The sequence below is a fragment of the Pseudomonas sp. S3_A03 genome (assembly GCF_054668275.1).
In genome coordinates, this window is sequence record NZ_CP162753.1 from 5,792,043 (window position 1) to 5,818,923 (window position 26,881).

Genomic DNA, 26,881 nt, shown 5'->3' on the forward strand with positions numbered 1-26,881 from the left:
ATGCGGGCCTTTTCGTTGCCTGGGATTCTTGACACCGGCCCATCGGCTTCTCTAGGATGCCGTTCATGCGCCGATTTAAACAGCTAATTGCGGGGCGCCACTGGGACTCGATGCAGCCCGACAGAAGCTTGTTCTCGCCTGACGAGAGCACTTCGAAATACCGCTAAAGCGCTGGTTCGGTGTTGCCTCTCACCTGCCCGCAGACTTTTGAGGCAGAGACACGACACGATGAATGCACTACGCCCCCTGATACGCCTGGCCCCGATCACCGCGGACCTCACTCAACGCAATCCAAAGATTCTCCTGGGTGGCAAGCACCAGCCGACGCTATTGCGTTATCTGGACGGCTGGCCACGTCGCACCGGGCGCCCTTCAGCGTTCCTGATTCAGTTCGTTGAGGATGGCGATTCTCTTGCGCGCTTTGCCAGTGATAGCTTTGACCTTGCGGTTATCCAGGCGCCATGTGCCGATGAAGCGGATGAAGTGATCCGTCAGTTGACCCGAATCGCCCGCCAGGGGTTGATTGCCCGTCGTTGATAGCGCGTCAGTATAAGACCGCTTCATGCCGCAGCCGGCGACGCTGGCGCAGGAAGATAAACCAGGCGAGCAGGCACCATGTCAGTGGCATCGCCAAGCTCAACACCCCCTTTATCGTCTGCTCCATGCGATGCACGGGGGCATACGTCTTTACCTTCAAAGCATGTAATTCGATAGGCAAACGCAGGCGCTCTTTATTGAGCGCCTGTAAGGTTGAGTTCGTATCCACAGCCTGGGGCCCGGGAGCCAGCGCTTGTGGGCTCAGCCGTTGCCATTCCCGTTCTGTTCGCTGTAGACGCTGCTCCAACTCAATCGCCTGTTGATGATAGGCGCGTGCGGCATCATCACGCAGTCGCCCCAGCTTACTTGTCGACCCCTGCGCCGCTGCGCGTGGGCGGATATTGGCGAGCGTATCGGGGGCCGCCAAGTTATCCAGTGTATTGAGTACAAACAGCGCATTGCTGTCGGATGCCCAGTTGCTGACTTGATCCGTGAGCAGGTCTGTGTCGGTGACTACCACCACATGGATGTTCGCCGCTTGCTGCAAACCGGGCGGCTGTCCCGCCATGCCGTCGAGAAAGGCTGAGTAAGCCGGCCCTTCAATACGGGCCGCGATCACGTGGCGTTGCGCTGCAGTGGAGGCTTCTTCGAATACCGAACTGAACGTGGTTGCTGAAGCGAAACGCTCGGTTTCCAGCAGTGCGGAGTGCCTTGAGCTTTGTAGGAGAGGGGTGAAGGTTGTGCGCGCTTTTTTGCGCTGAAAAAGGGCGCCGCTGCTCGATACCGTCACGGTATTCACTTTCCGGGTGCTGATATCGTGTGTATTCATTGCTTGTCGGGGCAGATTCAACCTGGTCGGATGCTGCACGGTGGGCTTGCCGGCACCCTGTGTCTGCGACATTGCATAGTGGTTATCGATGAGCAATTTGTCCGCTGGCAATTGTATGCCCCATGCGGCGAGCAGTTCATCCAGCTTGGGATTGACCACCGATGGGGTTGAGTCCTGTTCGTTTATCGGGTCGATAAACATCATGAGCCTGCCGCCCTTCAGTACAAACTGCTCAATGGCATACAACGTCCGTTCGGACAGCGCTTGCGGATACACAACCATCAGCGTTTGGACATTCTCCGGCACGCGATCGGTGGTCGTTCCCAAGTTGACCACCTTGAAGTGCTGCTGGAGTTCCCCCAATAGCCGGCCCGATGTTTCGTCGAGGGTCAGCCCTGGCAGCAGCCCTACGGTAGGAGGTTGCGGGTGCTGCAACCGGGAGATCAACTGGCTGATCTCATATTCAAGCAACGGCTCCCTATCCAGACTGAATGACTCTATCCGTTGTGCTCCGCGATTCGCACGCGTGCCAATCAGCCCCATGAAACCCGTCTCGCCGTTGAGGCCGAACAACCCGGCTTTGTAGGCGTCTTCTGAAAAAGGCTCGGGGTCGATAACGTGCAGGTTGATCATGCCTTTCGCTGCCTTTTCGTATTCCCGAAGCCGATCTTCAATGCGCTTGCCGTAGCGTTTCAAGGCATCGCTGCGTGTTGGGGTGTTGTGTGCGTTGAAGTAATACAAGTCCAGAGGGCTATTCAGGGATACCAATAACGAGTGGACCGAAGGGGATAGGGTATGGATTTTTTTTCAGAAAAGTCCCACCGGATATCAGGGATTTTTGCTACCCAAACCAGATTAAAAGCGAGGAACAGCAGCAATATGACAGTAAGTGTCATGCCCGTACGCAAAGTGGATCGCATGGTGATCTGTCCTCCTCAGCGGTGTTTATGGTTGAGAATGACAGTTGTCGCAGTGAGAAAGGCGACAATAATGCTGATGAAGTAAGCCGCGTCATGAAGTGTCAGTTTGCCGTTGTCGATAGTGCTGAAGCGTGATAGTGGGTTGAGAACAGTTAAACTGTCGATCAACCACACAGGTGCCTGATGTTCAAGATTATCGATGGCCGTAGACAAGCCACTGGCGATCAACAGCAAACATAACGTGAGTATGAAAATAATTATATGCTGGCGTGTAAAGGAACATATAAAACAGCCTACCGCCAAATAACTGCCCGCTAACAGCCAGCTCGCTATAAATTGAGACGCGATAAGCCCGTTATCTGCGGTGCCGAGATAGTTAGCCACGATGACGAGAGGGAACGTTGAGATCAAGGCCGCCGATGCCACGGCCCAGGCGGCCAGGAATTTGCCAATAGCCAGTTCTGACGCAGTGATGGGAAGTATTTTGACCACGTCGAGAAAACCGGCATTGGATTCCTCTGCCCAGAGTTGCGTCGTCAGGGTAGGCATCAGCACCAAATAGAGCCAGGGATGCAGTTGGAAGAAAACCTGCAGATCAAGCGTGTCTTGCTCCAGCCAGCGGTGTGCATAAAGCCCCAGCGTGACGGACATGAGCAAAAACAGAGCAATGCTCAAGTAGGTCGCAGGCGTTGAGGCATAACTGGTGAGTTGATGCTTGAAAATAACGGGCAACAGTCTCACAGGCGCCTCTCCTGGCTCGGATATGGAACCACCTCGTTCACGCGACCGGGCTCCAGATCCAATGTGTTGATTTTCCAGCCACGGTTGGCAATGAGTGTGTGAATGTGGGTGTAGATGGTGTGCCCGGGCATGGCCAGAACGGTGACGGTGCCCGGTGCATGTTGATGTTCTTCAATACCCGCGACTCCAGGCAGCACAGCGAGGGCCAGCAAGTCCAAGGGGGTATCGGCGGTGAGGGTGACCGCCTGGAAATGACGGGAATCACGTTGCAGTTTCTGCAAGGGGGCGTCCGTCACCAGGCGGCCGTCGGCGATAACCAGCGCACGCGTGCAGAACTGCGACAGTTCATCAGGGTTACGCGACGCGATGACCAGCGTCATGTCCTGCTTCAACGACTGGATCAGCCCGGTGAATGCATGTTTCTGATCAGGCGCGAGGCCTTCCGTTGGTTCGTCCATCAGCAACACAAGGGGCGTGTTCAAAATGGCCTGGGCGATCCCGACTTTGCGCTTCAACCCGATGGACAAGGCGTCGAGGGGGGCATTGAGCGCCGTCAGCAATTCCAGGCGCGTGGCGGCTTGTTCCACGCGTGCACGCTGTTCGGCGCCTTTAAATCCATACGTCGCTGCGATGTAGTAAAGGAATTCTTTTACGGTCAGAGTGGCATGGCTAACGTGTCGGTAAAGTTGATAACCAACCAGTCTTTTGACTTCGCGCGTTTGAGTACGTGTATCCAAGCCTTGAATATTTATATTTCCACTGGAGGGGAATATTGAAGCCGACATTAAATTCAAAAGTGTCGTTTTGGCAATGGGGTCATCCCCAAATAATCCCAAGCATTCGCGGGGCTTTGCGTTGAATGAAATATCGCTAAGTCTATTCTTTTTGTTCAGGTATTTTGTCAGGTTGCTTATTTCGATCACGGGTTTTACCGAATAAGTGTGTATGACGCAGGTGCTGAGATTTGAAAAAGAGTACGGTTAATGGTCTCGTTTGGGAATGTCCATTGGTATTAATAAGAAAAATCCTACGTGCGTGTCGGGCGCGTCACTGAAACAATTGGTGTGTATTTTTAAATGTCTCAGTGAGGCCTGATTATCATGATGCTTCTACGTACGTTAGTTCTTGAACGCAATGGCCAAGATGTTCCTGTCAACGGCGCGTTGCTGTGTGGTTTTGCTGTCGGTCAGATTGCCTCTAACTTTATTGCCTACAGCCTGGATGAGGAGGTTGAGCCTGGTAGTTCACGGGTGTATATCGCGACCTTGCGCAAAAAAGCCGAACGGTATTTTTTGGGCGGTGTTGAGTCCAAGGAAGACCTGCAAATAGCCATGCATGTGTTCAAGCAGATCCTGATACTGGCGGCCGCACTGGAGACCAAGGCTGGCGGTACCAATGAAACCCAGGTGCCGTACCATTTTGTTGATCTGAAGGGCAGTAAGTTGCCGCCTGCCAGGCCAGAGGATCATCACTCGCTGATCATCAAGAAAGCGCTGGTGATGAAAGTGATCACCTTGGGCATATCCGCGCCCACTTTGCCGGCCATTGAAAGCGCTACGTTGATCGTGCCGTCCATTCGCTTCTCATCGCAAATGGTCTCGCCGCCCAGAGCGCCAAGCCGACCTGAACCTGCCCCGCAGGCACTGCCCGAGCGAAGGCTTGAAGAGCCAGTACCGGCCCTCGTCGAGACGCCATCCGTGGTGCCATCGCAAATAGCGTCCATTTCCACGGCTGAGCCCGACTTGTCAATGCAGCCAGGGCTGGCGGCGCCACTGGACCAGAGCGCTTTGTTCCAGGTGGACAGCACGCTCACCAACCTTGCTCGTGTTGCGCAGGAGTTGACCCAGCAGAAACTCGCTGCGGTCGAGCAGGAGACAGTATTGGCTCAATGGAAGGCTCGGCTGCAGCGCGAGCAGGATCAAGTGGACGACACCGCGCGAGCCCAAGAGCAGCGCAACCTTGAACTGCAGGAGCAGGCGTCGGCAGTCAACCGGAAGGCCGAAGCATTGAATGTGATGACGTCGCAGTTATTAAGCTTGCGCCAGAGTCTGCAAGGCGTGCTGCATGAACTGGATCAGGCTTTGGATCGTTAGAACTGCCCTGGCTACTTTTCTCGGTTCATTTATTATCAATGCCAGCCAGTCGACGCCGGAGCGTGAGCCCTGGCGTATCGGCACCGATGGACATTGCCTGGGGATGCAAGCGTTTGAGTACCAAGCTGATTACCAAAGAAGGTCATGAAGCGCTGAAGAAGGAACTGGATTACCTGTGGCGAGAGAAGCGCCCGGATACCACGCGAAAGGTAACGTGGGCTGCGTCTCTGGGGGATCGCAGCGAGAACGCCGACTACCAGTACAACAAGAAACTGCTGCGTGAGATCGACCGCCGTGTGCGCTACTTGCGCAAACGCCTGGAAGACATGCGCGTGGTGGAGTACGTGCCCGAGCAGGAAGGGAAGGTGTTTTTCGGTGCCTGGGTGGAAATCGAAAACGAGCAGGGCGAGACCAAGCGTTTTCGTATCGTCGGTTATGACGAAATTTATGATCGCATGGACTACATCTCCATCGATTCGCCGATGGCACGCGCGCTGTTACGCAAAGAGGTTGACGATGAGGCCATCGTGCAGACCCCAGGTGGCGAAGTCTGTTGGTGGATTACGGCCATTGAGTACGTGAAGTAAACAGCATTGGCCCGCGCCCCTTGGGGGCGCGGGCTAATCAAGTTTTCAGCCTTCGCGCAATACCGTCAGTGGGCTGGCATTCAGCGCGCGACGTGTGCCGAATACCCCGGCGGCGCCGATCAGTACGGCGCCGATCACCGGCAGCAGCAACAGCCACGGGTGCGGGTGCCAGGCCAGGTCGAAGGCGTAGCGGTAGAGCACCCAGGTCACCAGCTCGGTGCCCAATGCCGCCAGCAAACCACTTACCGCGCCCAGCAAGCCGAACTCGATGCGTCGGGCCTTCACCAGTAGCGCGCGTTCCGCGCCCAGCGCTCGCAGCAGCGCGCCCTGGCGGATGCGTTCATCCAGTGTGGCCTGCAAGCCTGAGAACAACACCGCCATCCCGGCTGCCAGTACGAACAACAGCACATATTCCACCGCCAAGGTTACTTGGGCGAGGATGCTGCGCAATTGCTCCAGCAGGGCTTCGACCTGCAGGATGGTCACTGCGGGGAAGGCCCGCGACAGGTCGACGATCTGCTGGTCATGACCCGGCGCCAGGTAAAAACTGGTCAGGTAGGTGGCGGGCAGATTCTTCAAGGTGCCCGGCTGAAAAATCATAAAGAAGTTGGGCTGGAAGTTATCCCAGTTGATGGTGCGAAGGCTGGTCACCCGAGCTTCGCGGTTTTCCCCGCCACCGTGAACACCAAGTGGTCGTTGAGCTTGAGCTTGAGGCTTTGCGCGACCTTGGCCTCCACCGAGACGCCGGGAATGTCATCGGTGGGTTGCTGCGACCACCACGAGCCCGCGGTCAGGGCGTTGCCGGGCGGTAGGTCGGCGGCCCAGGTCAGGCTCAGGTCGCGTTGTACCGCGCGGTCACCGCTGGAGTCCTTGCTGACAATCTCTTGCACCGGTTCGCCATTGATGCTGATCAGTCGCCCTGGTACTACGGGGTACAACGGCGCGGATTGCGCCTGGACTTCAAGCAGGCGGGCGCCAAAGGCGTCCTTGTCGGCCGGCAGGATATTCAGGGCGAAATAGTTGGGTGCGTCCTTGGGCAACTGGTTTTGCCAGGTGTCGAGTAATTCGCCACGCAGCAGGGCGATCAGGCCCATGGATAGCAGGATCAAGCCAAACGCCAGGGACTGGCCTGCCGCCGCGAGGGGGTGGCGCAGCAACTGGCCCAGGCCCAGGCGCCAGGGCAGGGATGCTCGAGCCAACAGGCGCCGCAGGCTTTGCAACAACAGCAGGAGCAAGCCGCCCAGCACCAATGCAGCCACCACGCCACCGCCCAGCAGGGCGAAGGTCAACACCAAGTCGAGACTCAGGCGCCACATGATCAGGCCCAGGGCAAACAGCGCGGCGCCGTAGACCATCCACGTGCTGGACGGAATAGGCAGCAAGTCGCGTCGCAATACCCGCAGCGGTGGCACGCGACCCAGCGCGGCCAGCGGCGGCAGCGCGAAACCAGCGAGCGCGACCAGCCCGGTGCCGACCCCGGCAACGGCCGGTAACAGGCCGCCAGGTGGGACATCGGCTGGCAACAAGTCGTGCAGGAAGTAGAACAGGCCAAACTGCGCAAGCCAGCCGAGCAGGGCGCCGGCCAGGCTCGCCAACAGGCCCAGCACAGTCAGTTGCAGGCTGAACAGCATCATGGCTTCACGTCGCGACAAACCCAGGCAGCGCAACAGTGCGCTGGCGTCGAAGCGTCGGGTGGCGAAGCGGTTGGCGGACAAGGCCACAGCCACACCGGCCAACAGCACCGCCACCAGGCTGGCCATGTTCAGGTAGCGTTCGGCCTTGCCGAGGGCGCCGCCGATCTGCTGGTTGCCGTCCCGTGAATCCTGCAGGCGCTGGTTGGCCGCAAGGCCGGGTTTGATCAGGTCACGATAGGTTTGCAGTGCGGTGCTGTCTTGCGGCCCGCGCCATAACTCGCGATAACTGACGCGGCTGCCGGGCTGGACCACGCCCGTGGCGTCAAGGTCCGCCAGGTTGATCATTACCCGAGGCGTGAGGCTATAGAAATTGCCGGCGCGATCGGGTTCATAGGTCAGCACACGGGCCAGGCGCAGGGTTTTCATGCCCACATCGATACTGTCGCCCACCTTGAGTTCGAGCGCTGTCAGCAACCGAGCCTCCACCCAGGCTTCGCCGGGTTTCGGGCCGCCCCCGCCGTTTCATCCGCGAAGGGGGCCGCGGCGCTCTTGAGCTCGCCACGCAGCGGATACTGCTCGTTGACGGCCTTGATGCTGGACAGCTGGATGCCGTTGTCGGTGGCAATGACGCTGGAAAACTCCACCACGCGAGCATGGTTCAGGCCCAGTTCGGTGCCGGATTTGATTTGTTCGGGGCGGGCCGGCGAGCTGCCTTCAAGCACCAGGTCGGCGCCCAGGAACTCGGTGGCGCGTAACAGCATGGCGCTATTGAGGCGCGCGCCGAAGTAACCGATGGCGGTACTGGCGGCTACCGCTACCAGCAGGGCGAAAAACAACACACGCAATTCGCCCGCGCGGGCGTCGCGCAGTAATTGGCGCATGGCAAGACTGAACAGGCGCAACAGCGGCAAACGTGCCATCAAGGCTCCAGGGGTGCGACCATCAGGCCGGCTTCAAGGCGGATGAGACGTCGGCAGCGGTGGGCCAGGCGCTCGTCATGGGTGACCAGCACCAGGGTCGTGCCGCTCTCTTTATTGAGTTCGAACAACAAGTCGCTGATGCGCTCTCCGGTGTGGCTGTCGAGGTTGCCGGTGGGTTCATCGGCAAACAGCACGTCCGGTTCGGCGGCAAACGCACGGGCAATCGCTACCCGCTGTTGTTCGCCACCAGACAATTGGCGCGGCGAATGGGTCAGGCGCTGGCCCAGGCCTACGCGTTCCAGCAGATGTTTGGCGCGCTCGCGGGCGTCTTTGCGGCCGTCCAGTTCCAGCGGCAGCATGACGTTTTCCAATGCATTGAGGCTGTCGAGCAACTGGAACGACTGGAACACAAAGCCTACGTGTTCGGCGCGGATGCGCGCCCGTTGGTCTTCGTCGAGTGTGCTGAGGGCTTGCCCGGCCAGGATGACCTCGCCGCTGCTTGGCAGGTCGAGGCCGGCCAGCAGGCCGAGGAGGGTGGATTTGCCTGAGCCGGAGCTGCCGACAATAGCCAGGCTATCGCCTGTGTTCAGTTCCAGGCTCAGTTCGTGCAGGATAGTCAGTTCACCTTCCGCGCTGGGAACCACTTTGCTAAGGTCCCGCGCGATGAGAATGCTTGCGCCCATGGAGAATCCGATGCGAATGTGGTTTTTGAGTGCTGGCCTGGCCTTGATGTGCATGGCCCAGAACGCAGCGGCGGGTACAGTCCTGATCGTTGGCGATAGTATCAGTGCCGGTTTCGGCCTGGATACCAGCAAAGGTTGGGTTGCCTTGCTGGAGCAACGGCTCAAGAAGGAGGGTTTCGACGATAAAGTGGTCAACGCCTCCATCAGCGGTGATACCAGCGCCGGAGGCCTGGCACGGCTGCCCGCGGCGCTTGCAGAGCATAAGCCGGACGTGGTGGTTATCGAGTTGGGTGGCAACGATGGCCTGCGCGGACAGCCGCCGGCGCAATTGCAACAAAATCTTGCTTCGATGATCCAGAAGTCCCAGGACAGCGGCGCGAAGGTGTTGTTGCTGGGCATGCAGATTCCGCCCAATTACGGTAAACGTTATGTCGATTCTTTCGCCAAGGTATTCAGTGACGTGGCGGAGCAGAAAAAGGTGCCGTTGGTGCCGTTTTTCCTTGAAGGCATTGGTGGCCATCCGGAGCTGATGCAGGCTGATGGGCTGCACCCGGCGGTCGCCGCGCAAGGCAAGTTGCTGGAAAATGTCTGGCCGACGCTAAAACCCCTGCTGTGACGCTTTTCTACCGGCAGGCTTTCGGCTAAGGTGGCGCCCCCCGATCTGGAGCCCCTGATGTCGCGTCCTGCCTGGTCCTTGTTTAACTACCAACTGATCGAGCCTGACGAGCAGCTGGATCTGTTCGCCTGCCAGGAAGTGCGGGTGCATTTGGTGACGCGACAGTTGGAATTGGGCGGCTCCATTGATCGCACGCTGTGCGGCACGTTATTGCCGGCGCAACCACGCTGGTCGGTGGTCGACCGTTCGATCTTTCAGGACCAGCGCCTGTGCCTCTTGTGCCGCGCGATCCTGGAGTCCCAAAAGCGTGGCACGCCGCCAATCTGGCCGGAGCTGCGTTTCGAACTCTAGTAGCTTCTACACGCTTGCAGCTACAAGCTCGCTTCACGTATACAATCGATTTTTACCTACCCGTCGTTCTGCGAAGGATTTTCCGGATGTTGTCGCGCCTTTCCGTCGTTACCTGCTGCCTGTCTCTTGCTGCACTTTGTGCGGCCGGTTCTGCATCCGCTTTGCAGTTGCCTTTGCCGCCGCCGGGTGAAGACATCGTCGGGCAAGTGCAGGTGATCAAGGCCAAGTACGAAGACACCTTTGCCGACCTGGGCACCACTTACGACTTGGGGTATTCGGAGATGGTTGCCGCCAACCCGGGAGTCGATGCCTGGTTGCCGGGGGCGGGCACCGAGGTCGTGTTGCCGACACGCTTCATCCTGCCACCGGGGCCGCGTGAGGGCATCGTGATCAACCTGGCGGAGTATCGGCTCTATTATTTCCCCAAGGGCCAGAACGTGGTCTACACCTTCCCGCTTGGGATTGGTCGTGAGGGCTGGGGGTCGCCGATTGCCCATACCAGCATCATCGCCAAGACGCCGAACCCGACCTGGACGCCGCCCGCCTCGATCAAGGCAGAACACGCCGCCAACGGCGACCCGCTGCCCAATGTGGTACCGGCCGGCCCGGACAACCCCTTGGGGCCGTTCAAGTTCACCCTGGGCACGCCGGGTTACCTGATTCACGGTTCCAACATGAAGTTCGGCATCGGCACGCGTACCAGCCATGGTTGCTTCCGCATGTTCAACAACAACGTGCTGGAGATGGCCGGCATGGTGCCGGTGGGCACTTCGGTGCGCATCATCAACGATGCGTACAAGTTCGGCAGCAGCGGCGGCAAGGTCTATCTGGAGGCGCATACGCCGTTGAACGACGATGGCACGCCGTCGGTGGTCGACAAGCACACGGCGGTGATCAACGCTTTGCTCAAGCGTGAAGACCTGGCCAATAACCTGCGGGTCAATTGGGACCAAGTGCGTGATGTGGTGGCGGCGGAAGATGGTTTGCCCACCGAAATCGGGGTGCCGGGTGCAGCGCCTATAGCCTCGAGCACGCCGATCGATCTGCAGCAATAAACCCGAGCGAACAACCATGTTTGAGGGGGCTTGCTCCCGATAGCGGTCGGTCAGTACCTGATGTGCTGGCGGCTACACTGCTATCGGGAGCAAGCCCTTCATGCATTCAGGCAATAAAAAAGCCGACCCATAAATGGATCGGCTTGATAACAACCCCGAGGGATTATTACTTGCGGCTAGCTTTTTCAAGCATGCGCAGAGCGCGCTCGTTAGCTTCGTCAGCAGTCTGTTGTGCTTTTTGAGCAGCAGCCAGAGCTTCATCAGCTTTACGATAGGCTTCGTCTGCACGGGCCTGGGAGCGAGCTGCTGCGTCTTCAGTTGCAGTCAGACGAGCTTCGGTTTCTTTGGAGACGCTGCTGCAACCGGTAGCCAGAACTGCGGCCAGAGCCAGAGCAGAGAATTTCAGAACGTTGTTCATCGTGTTCCCCTTCAAGGACTTTCTATTAAATGGCTACTTTCTCAGAGTGAGCTAATAGCCGGCGTACATACTACCCATTACTTGTAGTAAGTAAACTGACGTAGCGCAAGAAGCAAAAAAAATTCTCGCGGCGAATCTATTTTGGCTAACCTTTTGGGGATTTGTATAAAAAGTGTCCAATTTTTTTCATTGGAGGCAAACGCTACCCAGGCTGAAAGGGCCGGCCCGCATGTGTTGAGCCGCGTGAATAGATGAAATTTTATATATCTGCGCCGACACTTTCGTTCAGTTGGGTGTTGCCGGGTCGCGTATCTTTCACGCATGTAGAGGTGACTTTAAGAGCGCCTGTTCGTCTCAAGGTTCAACTGCCGGCAATGTTCAGGCTTTCGATCACAGATGGGTCGGGGGCTCTTTCTATATCCACCAGCGGCAGGGGATGACGAGTGCGCCTTGAGCAATCGCGGGATTGGTGCCTACTATTCCCTACGTGCTGGTTGTGAGCGCTAAAGGTTTTCTCGTTGTCGAAACCGGCACGGGGTGGCGTAGATGTTCCTTCGCCGGAAAAACATCGGTAAGGTAGGGGTCAGAAACCAAGACCCGCGAGGAGTAGTGATGAGCGAGGCGTTGTCCATCCACCATGACCAGGCTGGTCATCAGTTCGAGACCAATGTGGACGGTCATCGTGCCTATCTGACCTATATGGACCTCGGGAAGCAGACCCTGGATATCTATCGGACCTTCGTGCCCAACGCACTGCGGGGCCGTGGCATCGCGGCGGCATTGACCGAAGAGGCCTTGAAGTTTGCCGAAGAGGCAGGCTACACGGTGATTCCATCCTGTTCCTATGTCGAACGCTACATGGAGCGCCATCAGCGCCATGCCGCGAAGCTGTAAGGAATAAACTGCGCACACAAAAACGCCGGGCTTAGCCCGGCGTTTTTGTGTCGCAATTCAGGTGCGTTTGCGTTTGGGCAATACGTCCTTGAGCTTGGCGTGCATGCTGCGCAGGGTGTTTTCGGTGGCGGCCCAATCGATGCAGGCATCGGTAATCGACACGCCGTACTGCAAGTCGGCCAAGTCCTTTGGAATGGCCTGGCAACCCCAGTTCAGGTGGCTCTCGACCATCAGGCCGATGATTGACTGGTTGCCTTCCAGGATCTGGTTGGCGACGTTTTCCATCACCAGTGGTTGCAGGGCCGGGTCCTTGTTGGAGTTGGCGTGACTGCAATCGACCATAATGTTTGGCTTGATCTTGGCCTTGTTCAGCGCCTGTTCGCACAGGGCAACGCTGACGGAGTCATAATTTGGCTTGCCGTTGCCGCCGCGCAGCACCACGTGACCATAGGCATTGCCCTTGGTGGTGACGATGGAGACGCCACCTTCCTGGTTGATACCCAGGAAACGGTGAGGGCTGGAGACCGATTGCAGCGCGTTGATCGCCACGGTCAGGCCGCCGTCGGTGCCGTTCTTGAAGCCGACGGCCGAGGACAGGCCGGACGCCATTTCGCGGTGGGTCTGGGATTCGGTGGTGCGCGCGCCGATGGCCGACCAACTGATCAGGTCCTGCAGGTATTGCGGAGAAATCGGGTCCAGCGCTTCGGTGGCGGTGGGGAGCCCCATCTCGGCCAGGTCCAGCAGCAATTTGCGACCGATGTGCAAACCGTCCTGGATCTTGAACGAGTCGTCCAGGTACGGGTCGTTGATCAAGCCTTTCCAACCGACAGTGGTACGCGGCTTCTCGAAATAGACGCGCATCACCAGGTACAGGGTGTCGGACACTTCCGCCGCCAGCACCTTGAGGCGCTCGGCGTATTCGTGGGCGGCCTTGAGGTCGTGGATCGAGCAAGGGCCGATGACGACGAAGAGGCGGTGGTCGGTGCCGTCAAGAATCTCACGGATGACTTCGCGGCCTTTGGTGACGGTCTGCAGGGCAGCCTCGCTCAAAGGAATTTCGCGCTTGAGCTGATCAGGTGTGATCAGGGTCTCGTTGGATTCGACGTTTAGGTCATTGATCGGTAAATCAGCCATCGTGTTACTCGTCAGGGTCACGGGTGCCGGCCGCCAGCCATCCCCGTGCGGCGGAGCACAGCATGATTTGGATGCAGGGGGAGGAACCTTAGCGCGTAACACGGGGCCGCGACAATGGGCAAAGCCCGCTTTAATCCAGTGCCGGCCGCACAAATGCCTCATGGGAGAACTCGCCGGCATGGCGCGACACCCACTCGCGGGCCAAGGCTTCGACTTGCGCGGGGGTTGGCTCGGCATCTTCGTGCTGGCGGCAGTAGCGTTCCATCCGGCATGCTTGCTCACCCATTCGCGCACCGAACAACGCATGTTCATCGGTAAATGAAATACCGACGCGGTAGCCGCTTTCGACCTTGCGGCACCACGCCACGTAGCCCGGATAACGCGCAGTGGCGCCCAGGGATGGGATATGCAGATCCACCGCTGTGCCCTGGCGCCAGGCACGTGGGCAATTGCAGGCGATGCCGCCCAGGCCGATAGTGTGCAGGCGTTGGCGGGGAAGGGCGGGGGAAGGACGTTGGATCAACAGTGCGGCGACATCATCAGGGTGAGGTAAAAAACGACCCATGTACACGGACTCCGAGCACCGTCCAGTTGACGGCGGCAGCAGCAGTATAGTGAAGGAACAGGAATTGACCGACCTGGATATTGACCAGCAATTGCTGGGATTGCCAGGCATTTCGCTGGTGGTGTTCACCAGTGTGGGCTGTTCCAGTTGCCGTTGGGCGCGCCAGCAATTACCCGGCTGGCAACTGCCGGTAGACCGCGTGTGCTGGGTGGATGCCGGGCACAACGGCGGCGCGGTCGAGCGTTACCAAATTTTTCATTTGCCCGCGTTGTTCGTGGTGTGCGAGGGTCAATTCCTCGGACAGCTACAGGCCCGCCTTACGTCTGCCGACCTTACCGACGCGATCAATCAAGCGCTTACCCGCACACCAGAGGACTTGCCATGACCACTCAATCCCCGCGCATCGGCATCATCGGTACCGGCGCCATCGGTGGTTTCTACGGTGTGATGCTGGCGCGCGCCGGGTTCGATGTGCACTTCCTGTTGCGCAGCGAGTACGCCCAAGTCAACGAGCACGGCTTGCGCCTGAACAGCACGCTGCACGGCGAATTGCACCTGCACCCGGTGCAGGCCTACGCCCAGGCCGCCGACATGCCGCCGTGCGACTGGTTGCTGGTGGGCACCAAATCCACGGGCAATGTCGACCTGGCGCCGACCATTGCTCAGGTCGCGGCTCCCGACGCCAAAGTGATCTTGCTGCAGAACGGCCTGGATGTGGAAGACAGCCTGCGTGAGCACCTGCCGGCGTCGCTGCATCTGCTCGGTGGCCTGTGCTACATCGGTGTGCACCGCTCGGGCCCGGGTGTGGTCGAGCACCAGGCGCTGGGGCGCGTCAATCTGGGCTACCACAGCGGCACGGCGGCCAACGATGAGGCCCGCCAGAAGGCCATTGTCGAAGCCGGCGCTGCGTTGTTTCATACAGCCGGCATCGAATCCCAGGCCATGGCCAATGTGCATCAGGCGCGCTGGCACAAACTGGTGTGGAACGTGCCTTATAACGGTCTCTCGGTATTGTTGGGCAGCGGCACCACCGCGATGATGGCGGACGAGTCCAGCCGCGCGTTGATCCAGGCGCTGATGGCCGAAGTGGTGCAGGGCGCCCATGCCTGCGGCCATGATATTCCCCAGAGTTACGCCGAGCAGATGTTCACCATGACCGAGAGCATGGAGGATTACCTGCCGAGCATGTACCACGATCACGTGCACAAACGCCCGTTGGAGCTGGCGGCAATCTATGCTCGACCTCTGGCGGCCGCGACGGCCGCCGGTTGCGAGTTGCCGCGCATACAGGCGCTGTACCAGGCCTTGAGTTTTATTGATCGGCACAACCGCTGAGTCGGGGGGAAGCGTCATGGCAACGGGATTGGGCGACAAACTGGTGCTGGCGATTTCGTCGCGGGCACTGTTCGACCTGAGCGACAGCCACAAGGTCTACCTGGCCCAAGGGGTGGAGGCGTACCGCAAATACCAGATCGAGCACGAGGAGGAAATCCTCGAACCCGGCGATGCCTTCCCGCTGGTCAAGAAACTGCTGAGCCTCAACGCCAGCCTGGGGCGCGCCCGGGTCGAGGTGGTGTTGGTGTCGCGTAACAGCGCAGACACCGGCCTGCGTGTGTTCAACTCGATCCAGCATTACGGCCTGGATATTTCCCGCGCCGCTTTCGTAGGCGGGCGTAGTCCTTATCCTTATTTGGCGGCATTTGGTTGCCACCTGTTTCTTTCGACCCATGCTGAAGATGTGCGCAGTGCCCTGGACGCCGGCTTCGCGGCCGCGACCATTTTGTCCGGCGGCGCGCGTCGTGCTTGCAGTGAAGAGTTGCGCATCGCCTTTGACGGTGACGCGGTGTTGTTTTCCGATGAGTCCGAGCGTGTCTACCAGGCCGGCGGCTTGGCGGCGTTCCAGGCCAGCGAGCGCGAATCGGCCCGACAGCCCTTGCATGGCGGCCCCTTCAAGGGGTTCCTGGCGGCGCTCAACTTGTTGCAGCGCGAGTTTCCAGACGATGCCTGCCCGATCCGCACGGCGCTGGTTACCGCCCGCTCGGCGCCGTCTCACGAGCGCGTGATTCGCACACTGCGTGAGTGGGATATCCGTTTGGACGAGTCGTTGTTTCTCGGTGGGCTGGAGAAATCCGCGTTTCTGGAAGCGTTTGCCGCCGATGTGTTTTTCGACGACCAGGCCGGTCACTGCGAAAAAGCCAGGGAAGTGGTGGCCACCGGGCATGTGCCCCATGGCATCAGTAACGAAGTGAGGATTCAGGCCGAGCCCTGAGGGCGCTGCTAAGCTCATTCAATCTCCTCCAGCCTGGCAGTCCAGGAGGTTTTATGATTCGTTCGATGCTGTATGCCACAGACCTCGGTCTGTATGCCCCGTATGTGATGCAGCATGCACTGGCGCTGGCGCGAACGTTCAAGGCGGACCTGTATGTGATCCACGTGGTCGAGCCAATCGGGCTGTTCGCTGAGTCGGTGTTGCAAAGTTACCTGGATGAAAAGGCCTTGATTGAGTGGCAGAGCCAGGGGATGACCACAGTATTGGCGACTATCGAGCAACGGGTGCTCGACAGTTTTCGCGAGGAATTGGGAGAGGGCGGGCAGGACCTGCAGTTGATCCGCTCGGTACGGGTGATCCAGGGGGACCCATGCGAGGTGATTCTCGACCAACTGCGCAAACTTTCCGTCGACTTGTTGATCGTAGGAAGTCACAGCGATGCAACGCCAGCCGCCACGCCCCTTGGGCGCACCGCTGCACGTGTGTTGCAGCTGTCTACGGTGCCGGTTTACCTGGTGCCGTCGTTACAACGTCGACGCAGTGATGACGTGTGAAGGGTGAAAACGATAAAAAAGTTCTAGATTTATCTGTCTGACCTTTAATATAGTTATATACCGTCGCTGATACCCGTGGCGTCTATCTGCTTTGAGGGACACATATGAAGCTCCAACAACTGCGCTACATCTGGGAAGTGGCGCACCACGACCTCAACGTTTCCGCTACCGCTCAAAGCCTTTACACCTCGCAACCCGGTATCAGCAAGCAGATCCGCCTGCTCGAAGATGAGTTGGGCGTCGAAGTGTTCGCGCGCAGCGGCAAGCACCTGACCCGTGTCACCCCGGCCGGTGAGCGCATCATCACCACCGCCGGCGAGATCCTGCGTAAAGTCGAAAGCATCAAGCAGATCGCCCAGGAGTTCTCCAACGAGAAAAAGGGCACCCTGTCGATCGCCACCACGCACACTCAGGCACGGTATGCATTGCCGCCGGTGATCCGCGATTTCATCAAGCAATACCCCGACGTGGCCCTGCACATGCACCAGGGTTCGCCGATGCAGATTGCCGAGATGGCCGCTGATGGCACCGTGGATTTCGCCATCGCCACCGAAGCCCTCGAGCTGTTTGGCGACCTGGTCATGATGCCGTGCTACCGCTGGAACCGCTGCGTGGTCGTCCCTCAGGGCCACCCATTGGCCAAGCTGCCGAAGCTGACCCTGGAAGCCCTGGCTGAATACCCGATCGTCACCTACGTTTTTGGTTTTACCGGGCGTTCCAAGCTCGACGAAGCCTTCAGCCATCGCGGCCTTACGCCTAAAGTGGTGTTCACCGCCGCCGACGCCGATGTGATCAAGACTTACGTGCGCCTGGGCCTGGGCGTGGGGATCGTCGCCAAGATGGCGGTCGACACCAACCTCGACAAAGACCTGGTGGTGCTCGATGCCAGCGAGCTGTTCGAGTCCAGCGTGACCAAGATCGGCTTCCGTCGTGGCACCTTCCTGCGTGGCTTCATGTGCGATTTCATCGAAAAATTCGCGCCGCACCTGACCCGTGAAGTCATGGCCAAGGCGATTCAGTGCCATAACAAACAGGAACTGGAAGAGCTGTTTGACGGCGTAGAACTGCCTGTCCACTAACGGCGTCAGCGGGCCTCGGTGACAGTGAAGTGTTGCTGGGCGCCCGCCACCAGAATCTCCACCTCATCATCGATGCGCTTGCCCAGCAGGTTTTTGCCCAAGGGGGAGCGCGCCGTGATGACGGTTACCGGTTGCCCGACCACATCCACCTTCAACCCCGCTGCATCGGGTGCCAGGAACAGCCATTGCTGGCGCCCGTTCTCATCCTCCAGACCCACTAGCGCACCGAGTTCGATCCCGCGCTGATCATCGTATGCGCGCAACTGAAGGTTCTGGCACAGCGCCAGCGACTGCCGGATCTCTTCGACCCGCTTGGCCTGTCCGGCCGCCAGATAAGAAGCCTCCAACCCCAGGGTGTCGTATTTGTTTTCCGCGATGTTTTCTTCGTGGGTCGCGGTTTCGTAGGCGGTTTGGGCCGCACGTTGGGCGGTCTCCAGGTCGACGTTGAGTTTTTCCAGGATCAGTTGGAGAACGGCGTGTTTATTCATGGGGTAATGGGTCATCAATCGCAGAATTGCAGGACATTCGCCCGGCTTTTTTCATTCGGGGCGTTCTGGTCCTGTTGCAGCCAGAACTGGCATTTGGGGTTGGACAGGTTGCGCGCATTGTTACGTACCTGGTCCAGGGTTTGCTGCTGTTCCTGCTTTTGCAGGTTCTGTTGGTACTGCTCAAACATGCGGTTGGGCGGCTCCGGCGCAGCAGCGGCCGGTTTGCCCAACTGCTGAACCGCTTGGGCGACGGGGGCCAGGCTGTGTGGGAACAGGTAGCGCGATGCCAGCCAGGCGGTCAGCACAATAGCGATAAACCCCAGCCACAGGCCAAAAGCCACGGCAGCACTGAGCTTGAACAGCGACAACGGACGTTCGGACATGATGGCCTCCTGGCAGGCATTGACGGCGTGGCCGCGATTGTCGCACAGCCACTGTGCAGAATAATCGCGATCAAGCCTTCTGCATCAGCGCTTTTATGCGGACAATCGAGCCTTTGAGTGTTGGAGCCCGGAATGAAAGCCCGCTGGGATATTTTTTGCAGCGTTGTCGATAACTACGGCGACATCGGCGTGACCTGGCGCCTGGCCCGGCAATTGGTGGCGGAGCACGGCTGTGCCGTGTGCTTGTGGGTCGATGACCTGCGCGCCTTTGAGCGCATGTGCCCCGACATTGACGTGCAGTCGGCCCAACAATGGCAAGACGGCGTCGAAGTACGCCACTGGCCGGCCGAATGGTCGGCAACGCCGGCGGCCGACGTGGTGATTGCCGCGTTCGCCTGCCAGTTACCGCCTGACTATATGGAAGCCATGGCCGAGCGTGAGCGCACGCCGTTGTGGATGAATCTGGATTACCTGAGCGCCGAGGACTGGGTGGTGGGCTGTCATCGCCTGCCGTCGGTGAAGTTCAAGGGGGTGCAGAAGTACTTCTTTTCCCTGGCTTCCGCGCCGGTACCGGTGGTCTGTTGCGTGAGGCGGGGTTGCTTGAGCAACGTCAGGCATTTCAGGCGGATGCCACAGCACAGCGACAATTCTTGCAGGGGTTGGGTGTATTTCCGGCAGCCGGTGCGCGGTTGTATTCCCTGTTTGCCTACGAAAACGCCGGCCTGGCCGGTTGGCTGGACGTCTTGTCGACGGACGGGCATGCCACTCATCTATTGGTGCCGGAGGGGCGCATCCTCGGCGACGTACAACGTTGGCTCGGTGTAGAGCGGCTGGCGGCGGGGGATGTGCATCAACGCGACGGCCTGACCGTGCAGGTGCTGCCGTTCGTGCGCCAGGAGCAATATGACCGCTTGCTGTGGTGCTGCGACTTCAATGCCGTGCGCGGTGAAGACTCGTTCGTGCGCGCCCAGTGGGCCGGGCGGCCGTTGCTGTGGCATATCTATCGCCAGGACGAAGACATCCATCTCGACAAGCTCGATGCTTTTCTTGCGTTGTACACCGCGGCGTTATCGCCGGCCGCCAAGGCTGCACTGGTTGCGCTCTGGCAAGCCTGGAACACCGAAGGCGATATGGTGCAGCCGTGGAAAATGCTGCTGGAGCACTGGCCGCAAGTGAGTCGGCACGCCCAAACGTGGCCTCTGGAACAGGCCTTGCAGGCCGATCTTGCGACGGCGCTGGTACAGTTTTATGAAAGTTGGATATGATACGCCACCTTGAATTTTGTAAATCCCATCCAAATTTCGGATATATGCAATGAAAACTGGTAAAGAACTGAAACCCGGTACAGTGATCCGTCTTGAAAACGACCCTTGGCTGGTTCAGAAAGCTGAGTTCACCAAGTCTGGTCGTAACAGCGCAATCATGAAGACCAAGCTGAAGAACCTGCTGACCGGTTACAAAACCGAGATCGTCTACAGCGCCGATGACAAACTGGACGACGTGATCCTCGACCGTAAAGAAGCGACCCTGTCGTTCATCAGCGGCGACACCTACACGTTCATGGACACCACCGACTACACCATGTACGAGCTGAACGCTGAAGACATCGAAGCCGTTCTGCCGTTCGTGGAAGAAGGCATGACCGACGTCTGCGAAGCTATCTTCTTCGAAGAGCGCCTGGTTTCCGTAGAACTGCCGACCACTATCGTTCGTACCGTTGACTACACCGAAGGTTCCGCTCGCGGCGACACTTCTGGCAAGGTGATGAAACCAGCCAAACTGAAAAACGGTACCGAACTGCAAGTTGCAGATTTTATCGAAATCGGTGATGACATCGAGATCGACACCCGCGAAGGCGGTTCGTACAAAGGTCGCGCCAAGAAGTAATTCTGGCCCTGCCGTACGAAGCAAAAAACCCGACCATGAGTCGGGTTTTTTATGAGCGCAGGTTTTACTTCAGGTGTTGCTTGAGCTCATCCGAGGCTTGCAGCATTGCCGAACGCACCGCCGGCACCTGGCTGACCACGTTGAGCAAACCGTAGTCGTGGATCATGCCGTTGTAGCGCACCGCGGTCACCGGCACACCGGCCGCATCCAGCTGGCGGGCATAGGCTTCACCTTCATCACGCAGCACGTCGGCACCGGCGGTCTGCACCAGCGCGGGCGGCAAGCCCTTGAGTTGTTCGGCGGTGGCCCGCAGCGGCGAGGCATAGATCTCGGCGCGTTGCTTGGCATCGGTGGTGTAGTTGTCCCAGAACCACTTCATCATGTTCCTGGTGAGGAAGTGCCCTTCGGCGTATTGGTTGTAGGACCCCGTGTCGAAGTTGGCGTCGGTCACCGGCCATAGCAGCAGTTGGAACTTGATGGCCGGCGTGCCCTTGTCCTTGGCCATCAGGCTGACCACGGCTGCCATGTTGCCGCCGACGCTGTTGCCCGCTACCGCGAGGCGCTTGCCGTCTACGTTGATCTCTTTGCCGTGCTCGGCCACCCACTGGGTTGCACCATAAGCCTGGTTGATCGCCACCGGGTAATGCGCTTCAGGGGATGGCGTGTAATTGACAAACACCGCCACCGCCCCTGAACCCACCACCAGATCTCGCACCAGACGCTCATGGGTCGGGTAATCCCCAAGCACCCAGCCGCCGCCGTGGAAGAACATGAACACTGGCAATGTGCCCTTGACCCCGGCCGGACGCACGATCGTCAGCTCCAGTGGCTTGCCATCGACCTGGATGGTCTTCTGGCTCACATCGGCCTTGGGCAGCGTCAGCTTTACGCCGGCCTGGGCGCCGGTCAGCACCGCGCGGGCGTCCTTGGGCGTCAGCTGCTCGATCGGCTTGCCCGTGCCGGCGTTCAACACATCCAGAAAAGCCTGGGTGTTGTGCTCGACATCGCCGCCGGCGGCGAAGGCGTTGCTGATGGACAGGGCGAGCAGGGTACCGGTGAGCGCTTTACCAATAGTGTTCATGTTCTTCTCCTGAGGGCGGTAGAGGTGATCAGACGGTCACGTGCAGGCGGACATCGACGTTGCCACGGGTGGCGTTGGAGTACGGGCACACCTGGTGAGCGGCGTCGACCAGGCTTTGCGCATCATCCTGGGCCAGGCCCGGCAGGCTGATGTGCAGGTCGATATCCAGGCCGAAACCGCCGGGGATCTGGCCGATGCCCACGTGGGCGGTGATCGAGGCGTCATCCGGGATTTTGCGTTTGGTCTGGCTGGCCACGAATTTCAGTGCGCCGATGAAGCAGGCCGAGTAACCGGCGGCGAACAGTTGTTCCGGGTTGGTGGCCTGGCCGCCGGCGCCGCCCAGTTCTTTCGGAGTGGAAAGCTTGACGTCGAGGATGTTATCGCTGGAAACAGCACGACCATCACGGGCCGCCGGTGGCGGTGGCTACTGCGGTATAGAGCGTTTGCATGGGGTTTTCCTCTTGTGGTGTTTTGCGCTAAACATTTGCGCGCTAAGTAGTTGGTGAGGCGAATGTATAACGCTAATGTTTAGCGCGCAAGATAAATCTACAAATATTTTTTCTGTGCCCCTGAAACCAGTGTGGGAGGGGGCTTGCTCCCGATAGCAGTGCGTCAGTCAATCCCTATGTCACTGACCCAGCGCTATCGGGAGCAAGCCCCTTGTGTCTTGATACGGGATTAAGCTGAGAGTGAGAGGGTGAGTGGCAAGCTGAATGCCCGAAGTGCTTAAAGCACGTGTGGGAGCCCATGCTGCCACTCACTTCTCCGCTCTGGACATGAGCCCGAACAGTTGAACGAGCCCACCTCGAACAGTTACAAGCGTGGGCCAAGCCAGAGCGCTCTCACTTTTAGTGTAAGAGGGTTTGGCTATGTTTTCCTATCCAGCAGGCATTGATGTTTCCAAGGACAGCCTTGAAGCTCGAGTTCATCAGGTTGACGTTGGGGTAAATTGCGCTAACGCCGAAGAAGATTTCCCTGGGTTGATTGGGTGGCTATTGCTTCACCAGGTCGGACGCGTGGTGTTGGAGGCTACTGGCGGTTATGAGCGCAAAGTCATGAAGGCGCTTCAGGCTGCGGGCCTTAATGTCATCTGCGTCAATCCCCGTCGGGCCAAGAGTTTTTCCAGGGCGATGGGGCAACACGCTAAAACCGACCCGATAGACGCAAAGTCTCTTGCGCAGTTCGCAGCGGTTCTCGACTCACCAAGCAGCCGAATCACCAGCCCGGAACATGACGAGTTGCGTGCGTTAGTCCAGCAGCGAGAGAACTTTGTTCAGCAGAGGGACGATGACAGAAGGCGCCTGAAAACAGCCTCCTGCGACGTAGTAAAACCGGCGTTGCAGAGCCATATCGACTACTTGAGCAAGGCTGTGAACGCGATAGAGCAGCTGATTCGCGAAACCGCCAACAGGCTAGACCGCGAAAAGGTCGAACGCCTGTGCTCAGTTAAGGGCATCGGGCTCATTACGGCGGCTAGCCTAATGGCATATCTGCCGGAGCTGGGCGAGATTGGCAGGCGTCCGATCACGGCGCTAGCGGGCCTCGCTCCGTATAACAACGACAGTGGGAAACACCAAGGTGCGCGTCACATTAGCGGCGGAAGGTTTTCCGTGCGTCGCTCGCTCTACATGGCCTGCTGGGTTGTCATCCGGGAACAGCCTGAATTCCAAGCCCGCTATAAAGCACTGCGCGACAAAGGCAAACGCGCAAAAGTTGCGCTAATTGCATGCATGCGTGTTTTGTTAGTCAGGCTGAACGCGATGCTGCGTTATAGAGCCGAATGGAAAGAACACGCTGCCTGAATCGGTAGCGATATGTGGTTGAAGGTCACACGGCTTGAAGCTGTGGGAGCTTGGCTGTCTTAAAAAGCGATGCCAAAGTTAGGGTCATCAAGACAGTTGCTCCCACATTTTTTTGCGTGCTTTATCGCCTGTCAGAGCGCGTTTTGCAGGTTGTTGCGCAGGGCAATCAATTCACCTTGCAGCTTGCGCAGTTGGTCCAACTCCAGCCCGCTGGCGCCGAGGATGCAGTGGGGAATGCCCATGGCCTTGTCCTGCAAGGCGCGCCCGGCGTCGGTCAATTCCACGACCACCACGCGTTCGTCTTCACGGCTGCGGGTGCGGCTGAGCAGGCCTTCGACCTCCAGGCGTTTAAGCAAAGGTGTCAGGGAGCCGGGATCGGTCAGCAGGCGGCTGCTGATTTCGCCGACGGTCAAACCGTCCTCTTCCCACAGCACCATCATGGCCAGGTACTGTGGGTAGGTCAGGCCGAGAGCCTGCAGCAGGGGCTTGTAGACCTTGGTCATCAACAGCGACGTGGAATGCAGGGCGAAACACAGCTGATTGTTCAGCATCAGGGATTCGCATGGGTCAGGGTTCTTGCTCATGGCGGGGCCTTTAAAAAACGTGTCCGGCCTGGAATCTAGCGGGCAAATGTTTAATGCGCCAGATAATTCTGGCCGAACGGTCAGGCCAGGCCGCTTTGCAGTGCCAGGTCCCAGGGCGGAACCGGGCTGAAACGGGATTTGAGGTACTCCAGCAATAAACGGCTGCGCGCATTGGGCTGTTGTTCCAGGCGCAGGGCATAGATCCCGGTGGTTTCCGGGCTGGGCAGGCCATTTTCGCAAAAGAGGGGCAGCAGTTCGCCACGCACCAGGTACTCGCTGGCCAGCCAGGTCGGCAAGTGGGCGATACCCAAACCGGCCAGCGCGCCGCAAAGCAGGGCCTCGGCGTTGTTGGCGCTCATGCGGATACGTTGCGGGCGGTACGTCGCACGGCGCCCGTCCAGCTCAAAGCGCCAGGCGAACATCGGCGCCAGGCCATCCCAGTCCAGGCCGTCGTGTTCATTCAGCTCGCGGGGATGGGTCGGCGTGCCACGGCTTTTCAGGTAGGCCGGGCTGGCGCAGGCGATGCGTACGATGCTGGCCAGGGGCGTGGCGATCAGTCGGGTATCGACGATATGCCCGGCGCGTAGCACCAGATCGACTTTGCCCAAATGCGCGCCTTGCATGTCCACAAAGCTGTCGATCAGATGCAGGTGCACATCCAGGCCGGGGTACACCTTCAGAAAGTCTGCAATCACCGGCGCCAGGTGCCGCCGACCAAACGCCGCCGGTGCGTCCACCCGGATCAACCCCTCGGGCGCATGGCTCAGGGAAACCGCTTCGGCGCGCGCCAGTTGTAACTCACTGACGATCCGCCGCGCGCGCTCGGCGAACGCCAAGCCGGCGGGCGTTGGCACCACGGCATGGGTGCTGCGTTGGAACAGGCGGCTGCCCACCGAGCTTTCCAGGCTGTCGATACGCCGCGCCACCGCCGAGGGCGTCAGCGGATGGCGGCGGGCGGCGGCGGAAAAACTGCCGGTCTCCAATACATCCAGAAACAGGCTCAACTGGTCGGTAAGGGTGTTGGGGTTCATGAGCAAACGCTTATGCGAGATTGGCACAGCCATTGTGCGTTGCTGTGCCTTTGCGCGCCAGAGCCGACTGCGTAGCATGCAAGGCCTGGGTTTATGGAGTGATGCGTGGTGTTGGATTTAGCGATGTACCTGGTATTGGGCGCGGCCTTGGGCACGGTGGGCGGGCTGTTTGGGATTGGCGGCGGGCTGATCGCCATCCCGGTGCTGGGCGTGCTGTTCGGCCTGGATCAGCAGATCGCCCAGGGCACCGCGCTGGTGATGGTGGTGCCGAACGTGATGCTTGCGCTGTGGCGGTATCACCAGCGCAACCGGATTGAATTGCGCCATGCGTTGCCGCTGGGGGTGATGGGTTTCACCTTTGCCTGGCTCGGGTCGATCTGGGCAGTAGGCCTGGATGCTGGTGCCATGCGTATCGGTTTTATTGCCTTTCTGGTGGCGCTGTCGGCCTACAACCTGGTGCGCATGTTCACCCGCAATGCGCCGCCGACAGCACAGATGCGTTACTCCTGGCCATGGCTTGGGGTGTTGGGCGCCGCTTCCGGCTCCATGGGCGGTTTGTTTGGGGTCGGCGGCGCGGTGGTTGCGACACCGGTGCTGACAAGTATTTTCGGCACCACCCAAGTCGTCGCCCAAGGCTTGTCCTTGGCCCTGGCGCTGCCCAGCACCGGTGTGACGCTGGTGACCTACGCCTGGCACCACGAAGTCGACTGGATGATCGGCATCCCCCTGGCCATCGGTGGCCTGCTCAGCATCAGTTGGGGGGTGAAGGTCGCCCATGCATTGCCGGAGCGTCTGCTGCGCGGCCTGTTCTGCGGCTTCCTGGTGCTCTGCGCGGTGATGCTCACCTTTAAAGTTTGAAGTCTTCGAGGATGTAATCGGCCAGGCATTCGGTGATGGGCGACGCCATCGCCGGGTTGCGTAGCAGGCGCAGGTTCATCGAAGGCAATGGCGGAAAGCCTTCGTTGCTGCCCAGTATCCGCAAGTCTTCGGTCACCAGGCTTTCCATGCTGGCCATGACCGCCAGCCCGGCGCCGACCACGCTCTGAATCGCCGCGCAATTGGAGCTGTGATAGGCCAGGCGGTAGTCGAGCCCGGCCGCATCCAATGCCGTTTGGATCCACTGGGTACCGAAGCAATCGGTCCCCGAAACGGCTAAAGGCACGACCTGGTGCTCATCCACGCAAAAACTCTGCGCCGCTGCCCATACCAGGCGCTCAGTGCGCAACAGTTCTCCAATGTCATCGCCGGGCTGGCGGCTGATCACGGTCAAGGCCAAATCCCTGCGTTGCATTAATACTTGCGACGACTCGCAGTGCATCTCGATCTGGATCAGCGGATAAGCCTTGGAAAACCGTTTGAGAATCCCAGGAAGAAAGCGCATCACATAATCATCCGGCGTGCCGATGCGCACCAGGCCCACCATGTGCGGTTCGCGCAGGGTGTTGAACACTTCGCTGTGCAGTTTGAGGATGCGCCGCGCATACCCGAGCAGCACCTGGCCTTCGGGAGTCAGCCGCACCTGCCGGCCATCGCGCTCGAACAGCTTGCGTTGCAGCACGTCTTCTTCCAAGCGCTTCATCTGCATGCTCACGGCTGATTGCGTGCGGTTGACCTGCTCGCCGGCGCGGGTAAAACCGCCTTGGTCGGCGATGGCGACGAAGGTGCGCAGCACATCGGTGTCGATACTCGGGTAGCTGGACAATTGATCAAACTCTGAGATGTATTGCATTAAAAACATTCGTTGGA

Annotated in this window: 27 protein-coding genes and 4 pseudogenes; 16 read left to right on the forward strand and 15 right to left on the reverse strand. The window is 59.1% G+C overall.

What is annotated here, in order from left to right:
• Window positions 1–228 precede the first annotated feature (228 nt).
• Window positions 229–537: a hypothetical protein gene (locus AB4O25_RS26700; RefSeq protein WP_017529400.1), complete on the forward strand. Its 309-nt coding sequence runs from the start codon at window positions 229–231 to the stop codon at window positions 535–537.
• 7 nt (window positions 538–544) lie between these two features.
• On the opposite strand, the pseudogene AB4O25_RS26705 reads toward AB4O25_RS26700, so the two are convergent.
• From AB4O25_RS26705 to AB4O25_RS26715, 3 genes and pseudogenes are all read right to left on the reverse strand, one after another.
• Window positions 545–2,286, reverse strand: a pseudogene (locus AB4O25_RS26705) (Gldg family protein).
• 15 nt (window positions 2,287–2,301) lie between these two features.
• Window positions 2,302–3,027, reverse strand: coding sequence for an ABC transporter permease (locus AB4O25_RS26710; RefSeq protein WP_460150170.1), 726 nt, complete (start codon window positions 3,025–3,027; stop codon window positions 2,302–2,304).
• Window positions 3,024–3,950 (reverse strand): ATP-binding cassette domain-containing protein, encoded by a 927-nt coding sequence (locus AB4O25_RS26715; RefSeq protein WP_460150171.1) that lies wholly within the window; start codon window positions 3,948–3,950, stop codon window positions 3,024–3,026. Before AB4O25_RS26715 ends, AB4O25_RS26710 begins: the two co-directional genes overlap by 4 nt.
• 177 nt (window positions 3,951–4,127) lie before the next feature.
• Between AB4O25_RS26715 and AB4O25_RS26720 the strand changes: the two genes are divergently transcribed.
• Window positions 4,128–5,120, forward strand: coding sequence for a hypothetical protein (locus AB4O25_RS26720; protein WP_460150172.1), 993 nt, complete (start codon window positions 4,128–4,130; stop codon window positions 5,118–5,120).
• 113 nt (window positions 5,121–5,233) lie between these two features.
• Entirely contained in the window at window positions 5,234–5,707 is a 474-nt protein-coding gene (greB, locus tag AB4O25_RS26725) for a transcription elongation factor GreB (protein WP_026067388.1), read from the forward strand.
• A 45-nt stretch (window positions 5,708–5,752) separates the two neighbouring features.
• Here greB and AB4O25_RS26730 read toward each other — a convergent pair.
• Together AB4O25_RS26730 and AB4O25_RS26735 are read right to left on the reverse strand one after the other, a co-directional pair.
• Window positions 5,753–8,261 (reverse strand): annotated as a pseudogene (locus tag AB4O25_RS26730) (ABC transporter permease).
• On the reverse strand, window positions 8,261–8,944 hold the full coding sequence (locus tag AB4O25_RS26735; protein WP_017529393.1) for an ABC transporter ATP-binding protein: 684 nt from the start codon (window positions 8,942–8,944) through the stop codon (window positions 8,261–8,263). Before AB4O25_RS26735 ends, AB4O25_RS26730 begins: the two are co-directional and overlap by 1 nt.
• 10 nt (window positions 8,945–8,954) lie before the next feature.
• Here AB4O25_RS26735 and AB4O25_RS26740 point away from each other — a divergent pair, with 10 nt between their 5' ends.
• From AB4O25_RS26740 to AB4O25_RS26750, 3 genes are all read left to right on the forward strand, one after another.
• Entirely contained in the window at window positions 8,955–9,560 is a 606-nt protein-coding gene (locus AB4O25_RS26740) for an arylesterase (protein ID WP_017529392.1), read from the forward strand.
• Window positions 9,561–9,617: 57 nt separating this feature from the next.
• Window positions 9,618–9,911, forward strand: a complete 294-nt coding sequence (locus AB4O25_RS26745) for a hypothetical protein (protein WP_460150173.1) — start codon at window positions 9,618–9,620, stop codon at window positions 9,909–9,911.
• Window positions 9,912–9,997: 86 nt separating this feature from the next.
• Entirely contained in the window at window positions 9,998–10,966 is a 969-nt protein-coding gene (locus tag AB4O25_RS26750) for a L,D-transpeptidase family protein (RefSeq protein WP_017529390.1), read from the forward strand.
• A gap of 166 nt (window positions 10,967–11,132) precedes the next feature.
• On the opposite strand, the gene oprI is transcribed toward AB4O25_RS26750, so the two are convergent.
• Window positions 11,133–11,384, reverse strand: a complete 252-nt coding sequence (gene oprI, locus AB4O25_RS26755) for an outer membrane lipoprotei OprI (RefSeq protein ID WP_003172710.1) — start codon at window positions 11,382–11,384, stop codon at window positions 11,133–11,135.
• Between the two features lie 612 nt (window positions 11,385–11,996).
• Here oprI and AB4O25_RS26760 point away from each other — a divergent pair.
• The gene (locus AB4O25_RS26760; protein ID WP_003189869.1) at window positions 11,997–12,278 is read left to right on the forward strand and encodes a GNAT family N-acetyltransferase; all 282 of its coding nucleotides are present in this window, start codon (window positions 11,997–11,999) and stop codon (window positions 12,276–12,278) included.
• Between the two features lie 57 nt (window positions 12,279–12,335).
• Here AB4O25_RS26760 and AB4O25_RS26765 read toward each other — a convergent pair whose 3' ends face one another.
• Window positions 12,336–13,412, reverse strand: a complete 1,077-nt coding sequence (locus tag AB4O25_RS26765) for a 3-deoxy-7-phosphoheptulonate synthase (protein ID WP_065876597.1) — start codon at window positions 13,410–13,412, stop codon at window positions 12,336–12,338.
• A gap of 130 nt (window positions 13,413–13,542) precedes the next feature.
• The gene (locus tag AB4O25_RS26770; protein ID WP_065876596.1) at window positions 13,543–13,977 is read right to left on the reverse strand and encodes a PilZ domain-containing protein; all 435 of its coding nucleotides are present in this window, start codon (window positions 13,975–13,977) and stop codon (window positions 13,543–13,545) included.
• On the opposite strand from AB4O25_RS26770, the gene AB4O25_RS26775 reads away from it, so the two are divergent.
• The 5 genes from AB4O25_RS26775 (at window position 13,976) to cysB (ending at window position 17,879) form a co-directional block, all read left to right on the forward strand.
• Window positions 13,976–14,362 (forward strand): YbbN family protein, encoded by a 387-nt coding sequence (locus AB4O25_RS26775; protein WP_017529387.1) that lies wholly within the window; start codon window positions 13,976–13,978, stop codon window positions 14,360–14,362. The genes AB4O25_RS26770 and AB4O25_RS26775 overlap by 2 nt on opposite strands.
• Window positions 14,359–15,312 (forward strand): putative 2-dehydropantoate 2-reductase, encoded by a 954-nt coding sequence (locus AB4O25_RS26780; RefSeq protein WP_460150174.1) that lies wholly within the window; start codon window positions 14,359–14,361, stop codon window positions 15,310–15,312. The genes AB4O25_RS26775 and AB4O25_RS26780 overlap by 4 nt, the downstream gene beginning before the upstream one ends.
• 16 nt (window positions 15,313–15,328) lie before the next feature.
• Window positions 15,329–16,246: a 5'-nucleotidase gene (locus tag AB4O25_RS26785; protein ID WP_065876594.1), complete on the forward strand. Its 918-nt coding sequence runs from the start codon at window positions 15,329–15,331 to the stop codon at window positions 16,244–16,246.
• A 53-nt stretch (window positions 16,247–16,299) separates the two neighbouring features.
• Entirely contained in the window at window positions 16,300–16,800 is a 501-nt protein-coding gene (locus AB4O25_RS26790; RefSeq protein WP_017529384.1) for a universal stress protein, read from the forward strand.
• 104 nt (window positions 16,801–16,904) lie between these two features.
• Complete coding sequence (gene cysB, locus AB4O25_RS26795) at window positions 16,905–17,879, forward strand: HTH-type transcriptional regulator CysB (RefSeq protein WP_003189876.1); 975 nt, start codon at window positions 16,905–16,907, stop codon at window positions 17,877–17,879.
• 5 nt (window positions 17,880–17,884) lie between these two features.
• Here cysB and AB4O25_RS26800 read toward each other — a convergent pair whose 3' ends face one another.
• A complete protein-coding gene (locus AB4O25_RS26800) occupies window positions 17,885–18,367 on the reverse strand; it encodes a GreA/GreB family elongation factor (RefSeq protein WP_065876592.1) in 483 nt (160 codons plus the stop codon).
• Between the two features lie 14 nt (window positions 18,368–18,381).
• On the reverse strand, window positions 18,382–18,750 hold the full coding sequence (locus tag AB4O25_RS26805) for a hypothetical protein (protein ID WP_017529382.1): 369 nt from the start codon (window positions 18,748–18,750) through the stop codon (window positions 18,382–18,384).
• Between the two features lie 132 nt (window positions 18,751–18,882).
• On the opposite strand from AB4O25_RS26805, the pseudogene earP reads away from it, so the two are divergent.
• A pseudogene (gene earP / locus AB4O25_RS26810) lies at window positions 18,883–20,015 on the forward strand (elongation factor P maturation arginine rhamnosyltransferase EarP).
• A gap of 49 nt (window positions 20,016–20,064) precedes the next feature.
• Window positions 20,065–20,637, forward strand: coding sequence for an elongation factor P (locus AB4O25_RS26815; protein WP_065876590.1), 573 nt, complete (start codon window positions 20,065–20,067; stop codon window positions 20,635–20,637).
• A gap of 64 nt (window positions 20,638–20,701) precedes the next feature.
• Here the strand turns inward: AB4O25_RS26815 and AB4O25_RS26820 are convergent, their stop codons facing one another.
• Both AB4O25_RS26820 and AB4O25_RS26825 read right to left on the reverse strand, forming a co-directional pair.
• Entirely contained in the window at window positions 20,702–21,718 is a 1,017-nt protein-coding gene (locus AB4O25_RS26820) for an alpha/beta hydrolase (RefSeq protein ID WP_460150176.1), read from the reverse strand.
• Between the two features lie 28 nt (window positions 21,719–21,746).
• A pseudogene (locus AB4O25_RS26825) lies at window positions 21,747–22,167 on the reverse strand (organic hydroperoxide resistance protein).
• Window positions 22,168–22,587: 420 nt separating this feature from the next.
• On the opposite strand from AB4O25_RS26825, the gene AB4O25_RS26830 reads away from it, so the two are divergent.
• The gene (locus AB4O25_RS26830) at window positions 22,588–23,520 is read left to right on the forward strand and encodes an IS110 family transposase (protein WP_068931592.1); all 933 of its coding nucleotides are present in this window, start codon (window positions 22,588–22,590) and stop codon (window positions 23,518–23,520) included.
• A 131-nt stretch (window positions 23,521–23,651) separates the two neighbouring features.
• Here the strand turns inward: AB4O25_RS26830 and AB4O25_RS26835 are convergent, their stop codons facing one another.
• On the reverse strand, window positions 23,652–24,104 hold the full coding sequence (locus AB4O25_RS26835) for a MarR family winged helix-turn-helix transcriptional regulator (RefSeq protein ID WP_017529378.1): 453 nt from the start codon (window positions 24,102–24,104) through the stop codon (window positions 23,652–23,654).
• Window positions 24,105–24,184: 80 nt separating this feature from the next.
• Window positions 24,185–25,135 carry a LysR family transcriptional regulator gene (locus tag AB4O25_RS26840; protein WP_026067387.1) on the reverse strand — a complete coding sequence of 317 codons (951 nt, stop codon included), beginning with the start codon at window positions 25,133–25,135 and terminating at the stop codon, window positions 24,185–24,187.
• Between the two features lie 108 nt (window positions 25,136–25,243).
• On the opposite strand from AB4O25_RS26840, the gene AB4O25_RS26845 reads away from it, so the two are divergent.
• Window positions 25,244–25,993 carry a sulfite exporter TauE/SafE family protein gene (locus AB4O25_RS26845; protein WP_026067386.1) on the forward strand — a complete coding sequence of 250 codons (750 nt, stop codon included), beginning with the start codon at window positions 25,244–25,246 and terminating at the stop codon, window positions 25,991–25,993.
• Here the strand turns inward: AB4O25_RS26845 and AB4O25_RS26850 are convergent.
• The gene (locus tag AB4O25_RS26850) at window positions 25,983–26,864 is read right to left on the reverse strand and encodes a LysR family transcriptional regulator (protein ID WP_460150177.1); all 882 of its coding nucleotides are present in this window, start codon (window positions 26,862–26,864) and stop codon (window positions 25,983–25,985) included. The two genes, AB4O25_RS26845 and AB4O25_RS26850, sit on opposite strands and share 11 nt — an antisense overlap.
• Window positions 26,865–26,881: the final 17 nt, after the last annotated feature.